The sequence below is a fragment of the Pediococcus stilesii genome (assembly GCF_001437075.1).
Taxonomy (GTDB): Bacteria; Bacillota; Bacilli; order Lactobacillales; family Lactobacillaceae; genus Pediococcus; species Pediococcus stilesii.
The window spans coordinates 1-4,092 of sequence record NZ_JQBX01000035.1; the positions used below are offsets into that span (position 1 = coordinate 1).

At 34.0% G+C, this 4,092-nt stretch carries 4 protein-coding genes; all 4 read right to left on the minus strand.

Annotation, left to right across the window (positions count from 1 at the left end; translation table 11 throughout):
* Positions 1-375: 375 nt before the first annotated feature.
* Positions 376-1,146, minus strand: coding sequence for an SDR family oxidoreductase (locus IV81_RS09075; RefSeq protein ID WP_057804399.1), 771 nt, complete (start codon positions 1,144-1,146; stop codon positions 376-378).
* 10 nt (positions 1,147-1,156) lie between these two features.
* Complete coding sequence (folE, locus tag IV81_RS09080) at positions 1,157-1,804, minus strand: GTP cyclohydrolase I FolE (protein WP_057804401.1); 648 nt, start codon at positions 1,802-1,804, stop codon at positions 1,157-1,159.
* A gap of 458 nt (positions 1,805-2,262) precedes the next feature.
* Positions 2,263-3,756 (minus strand): glycosyltransferase, encoded by a 1,494-nt coding sequence (locus tag IV81_RS09085; RefSeq protein ID WP_057804403.1) that lies wholly within the window; start codon positions 3,754-3,756, stop codon positions 2,263-2,265.
* 43 nt (positions 3,757-3,799) lie between these two features.
* A partial coding sequence (locus IV81_RS09090; RefSeq protein WP_157059770.1) for an LPXTG cell wall anchor domain-containing protein occupies positions 3,800-4,092 on the minus strand: 293 nt, incomplete at its 5' end.

Here is a 4,092-nt window from a genome sequence, read left to right on the forward strand (position 1 = left end):
GCCAACCATAATTAATAATTTGTCCTTCATTGATAACCCCACAATGATGACAAGTCTCCGGCTAATAGTCTAAAATGCCAGTTAATCTAATGACACCATCGACAATTTCAGCTTCATCGTCAATTTTAATGTGTTTATCTTCTATACCTAGTAATGACTTAGCAGTATTATTAATCATAAGGATATCTCCTTCTTTCTAAAAATCTTCGTAGTGGTTGACTTGAGGAACGGATGGGAATATCCGTTTTTTTGTTTTCTTTAATAATAACCAAAAAATCTGTCATTGATAATAGACAAAGTCTATTACCAACAACAGATATTGTAGAATCCAAATATTCAATGGTGTTAGAATCAGTTAGCCATAATTAATGACTATTATTTAAATTGCTTTCGCGCAATGATATTCTCACCGCCAGAGAGGTTAATGATATTGCCTGTAAGGTAGTCTGAATCAACGGAACATAAGAAAGTAACAACACGTGCAATATCTTCACCAGTTGCTTTTCTTTTTTCAGTATCCGAGGTTTGTTGACGAGCTGTTTTAATTGTAGCCTCTTTTTCGTTGGCTTTGATATCGCCTGGACAAACCATATTCACCGTGATATTGTAGGACTTCTCCTCTGTAGCTAAACTTCGCATGGCAGCAGCGACACCTGTTTTAGCAGCGGCGTAGGCACCTCTTAGTGGCCAGCCGGAGATGTTCTCAATTTGATCATAGCCAAAGGTAATAATCCGACCCCAGTTTTGTTGTTCCATTCTTGGTAAGAACTCCTTAACAAGGTAAAAGAAACTGTTCAAATTAGTGGCAATCATATTATGCCATTGTGATACAGTGTAATCCTTTATCTTAATTTCTTCATGGATAAAGGGACCGGCGTTCAATATAAGAATATCTAAACGGCCAAAATCTTCTTTAATACCAGTTACAATTCTTTTAACGTCATTTTCTGAACTGATATCACCTTGATAGAGCTGAACTTTGATCTGATAAGTCATAGTTAATTCTTGTTTTAATGTAAGCGCCTTTTCTTCGTTGTGGCGATAATTTAATGCCAGTTGGTATCCTGCTTTGGCAAGTGTTCGCGCCGTCTGCGCACCAATTCCTTGGGAGCCTCCCGTGATTAAGACAACCTTATCTATTTTCATGGTAAACACCTCACTTGATGGCCATCATAAATTCAGAACGTAATTGTGGATTATCAGAATAGACGCCGTGACTGACAACGGTGAAAGTTTTAGCCTCTTCCTTTTTAACGCCACGACTAGAAACACATAAGTGTTTGGCCTCTATAGCAACGATAACGCCTTTTGGTTTTAATACAGATTGGACGGCATCGGCAATTTGATTGGTCAACCTTTCTTGTACTTGAAAACGGCGAGCATAACCTTCAACAACACGGGCAATTTTTGATAAACCCGTTACCTTTTTGTCAGGAATATAGGAAACATGTGCTACCCCAAAAAAGGGAGCAAAGTGATGCTCGCACATTGAATAAAACTCAATATCTTTTACAATAATTGGGTCATTTTGACTAATATCAAAAGTTTTTTCTAAGTGTTCTGTGGGATTTTCACGGTAGCCAACTGTATATTCTAAGAAGGCCTTAATAACTCGAAAAGGAGTTTCGTTTAAGTCGGGAATACCATCTTGTTGACCACATAGAGTCATCAGCGTTTGTAAAGAATGCTCAATTTCATAGACTTTTGTTAACTTTTGTTCCAGCTCCATAGGGTTATTAATAATGTCAGGAAAGAAATTTTTTAATAATTTTTCTTCACTATAGTGATCGTTATTGATTGTCATAGTAAGCACCTTCTATATTAAAGATAATTCAAGCTTACTACACTAGAGAACTTTTAGAAAATTTTTTGCACTAGAAAGAAAAGAACTATTTCAAGTATTCAACGTTATGAAAATAATCCCAACACACCTTTTCTAAATGTATTTGCTTTAAACAATCTATTACCAGGTATGAAGTTAAAGTTCCCGTGATTGAAGAATGCTGAAAGTACAAGCTTATAAGTAACTAATCATGATTTAATTGAAGTCTACAAAAAAATTTTCAAACATCATACATCATTTTTACTCTTTTCAATGTTTTTGTGGTGAATTCATTGTAGCAAAAAAGACGATGTCCTTTTTGTTTTGTCCAAAATAAAAATGGTGCAATAGAATTTCTTCTATCACACCAAATATTGTACAGGTACAAAAACGTGCTTTTTCGTCTAAATTTCATGAAAATTAGCAATTTTTTATTTTAATTATTGTGAGTTAATTCCATTAATAAAACCCAACCATTTTTTTGTTACATTAGTTCTTGAATAATCTGACAGTGTTTGTTTTGTATTAAGTCCATAGTATTTCAATGTATCACGATTACTTAGTAGATGGAGTAATGTCTTTTGTAATGACCAAGCGTCTCCAGCTGGAATGAGGTTTCCTGTTTTGTTATTTTTAATAAGTTCCTTAGGCCCGTAATTAATATCGTAACTAACTACGGGGCAACCATATCCTAGTGCTTCTAAAACGGCCATTGAAAATCCTTCGTAGGCACTTGTTAAAATTTCAATATCTGCTGTCTGGTATATGGTTGATAGATTTGCTCGATAACCACAGAAATGAATGTATTTATTAGCATTACAATCTTTAACCAGTTTATGCAGTCTAGTGGATGTTTCATAATTTTGCCAATTATCATTGTATCCATAAATCTTTAAATCTACAAAAGGTATTTTTTGGTGAACTAGAACCACAGCATTAATTAAGTGGTCCAGTTGCTTAACAGAGGTTAGTCGTGCTACTGCAATTAGTTGTCCTGGGATCCTGTTTTGAAACGAATTTTCTTGCATCAATAATTCATTCTCTAAATAACTAACTGGAATCGTATAACAAGGAACCTTCATTTCAGGTCGCTTCTGAAGATCCAAGGTTTCTTGTTGGGTTGAGCATATTACCCCATCAATTTTCTTACCTAAAGTGAACATTTTTTTTATATATGGAAAAGGTTTTCCATGTGCTTGTGAGTTTTCGGTAAATGCTGAATGTAAAATAACGTATCGTTTTGCTGGTAGTTTCATTAGTTCAAAAGGTTCAAGTGCATAGTCTTCTCGATCTGAATAAAAAACTATGTCTGGATCCTTTTGGGATAAATAATCTAAGAAGTAAGCTCTAAAGTCTACTTCTTGGTCAAATTGATACCAATGATCCAGATGATTTAGTTGAATTAAGGTCAAAACTGGAACGTTACCTGCACCACCACGATAGTGGTAAATCAGAAATGGAATTTCCTTACAATTATAATAAGTTCGGGTAACTAGCTTACCTCCATCATCAAAATATTCAGTATAACTTAAGCGATTACTGACATAGAAGTCTCGGCGGTCTGTAAACCCCCAACGATCAAAATAAGTTACATAATCAATTTCATTTTTGTATTCTACGATTTTAATTCGAATTTTTTGGTCAATAAATCCTTCATTTTCTTTAATAGTTAGTTTGTCATCACTTAATATTTTTTTGATCACATCATTCTTGTCAAGTTTTTTAAGACATAATTTTTGTAAGTAAGCTATAGGATTAAGGACCGCACCATCGATATTCAAGTCTTTCCATATTATCTGTTGATAGCGAGAATATTCAAGAGTAAGAATTTTAGCTGAAATATTCAATGATTTAAAAATATTTAATCGTTTGATTTCAGCTAATTCAATGGCTGAGGTTAAGCTATCAATCCTAGAAGTTACAAAATAATGCATTATTGGTACCTCCTATTTGCAAGCTTTTTTACTATGAATAGTATCAATTTTGTCTATTTTTATTGAAAAATCCCCAACCCATAAAAAAGCTTAAAACTAATGATAGAATACCAAGAATTGAAATAGAATTTTTCGACTTTTCATCAGTTTGTGGCAAAGTTTTTTTACGTTTAGAATGTTCAATATTTTTGGATACTTGTTTTTTTGATTCAGAATGGTTTGATGATTCTTTTTGGCTCCAATTATTATCAAACTTAAATTTAGTTATCTTTAGTTGCGTCGGCTGCGTTGGTTGCGTCGGCTGTGTTGGCTGCGTCGGCTGCGTCGGCTGTGTTG